General features: G+C 67.7%; 2 protein-coding genes. Both read right to left on the reverse strand.

What is annotated here, in order from left to right; genetic code table 11:
* A partial coding sequence (locus tag ACQRAJ_RS08760) for an IS3 family transposase (RefSeq protein WP_427748388.1) occupies positions 1–355 on the reverse strand: 355 nt, incomplete at its 3' end.
* An 83-nt stretch (positions 356–438) separates the two neighbouring features.
* Positions 439–787 (reverse strand): transposase (locus tag ACQRAJ_RS08765; RefSeq protein WP_240128794.1); only part of this gene is annotated, 349 nt, incomplete at its 5' end.

A 787-nucleotide genomic window follows, 5' to 3' on the forward strand; every position in this document is an offset into this window, starting at 1 on the left:
GGTCGACGAGCAGGCAGACGTAGTTCCACGAGGCCCCGACGCGCACGTAGGTCAGGTCGCTGCATATATGGGTGCGCGGCGCCCTGCCGCCGAAGCCGCGCGCGACGACGTTGGGCACGTCGGCCTCGTTGACCGCCCCGGGGTGCACCTTGAACCTCTTCCTGCCGTATGCGCTGACCAGGCCGTTCTCCCTCATGATGCGGCAGACCCGGCGCCGGCTGACGGTGACGCCCGACCTCTCGAGCGACGCCTTTATCTTGCGCGAGCCGTACCGGCCCTTGCTGGCGGCGTGGGCCGCGACCACGGCCGGCGCGGCGGGGTCCGGCGCGGCGGGCCGGTCGGCCCGCGAGCGCATGGAGTAGTACGTCGACCTCGCGACGCCGAGGAGCCCGCGCTGCGCTGATATGGGGTAGCGGCCCTCGTTGGCCGCTATGGCCCTCACTTTCGAGCGTATATCAGCGCCGCTTGTTTTAAGACGTCGACCTCCATCCGGAGCCTGCGGTTCTCGCGCTCGAGCTCCAGGATCCGGTTCTGCTCGGGCGTGCGGTTGTCCGCGGCGCGCGGCGAGCCGGTCGCGTTTATCGACTTGATCCACCTCTCCACGGTGCTCTTGCCGAGGTCGTACTCGTCCATGATCTCGCGCTTGGGCTTGCCGGCGTTGTAGAGGTCGACTATCTGCCTCTTGAACTCGTCGGTGAAATGCCTCGGGTGCCTGGGGTCCCTCATATACGGCCCTCCCGTCTCCTGCGCCCCTCCCGGAACTGTCCACATCAGTGTAGCCAATCCA

Source organism: Collinsella sp. SGI.184 (assembly GCF_050313415.1).
In the GTDB taxonomy this organism is placed as follows: domain Bacteria; phylum Actinomycetota; class Coriobacteriia; order Coriobacteriales; family Coriobacteriaceae; genus Collinsella.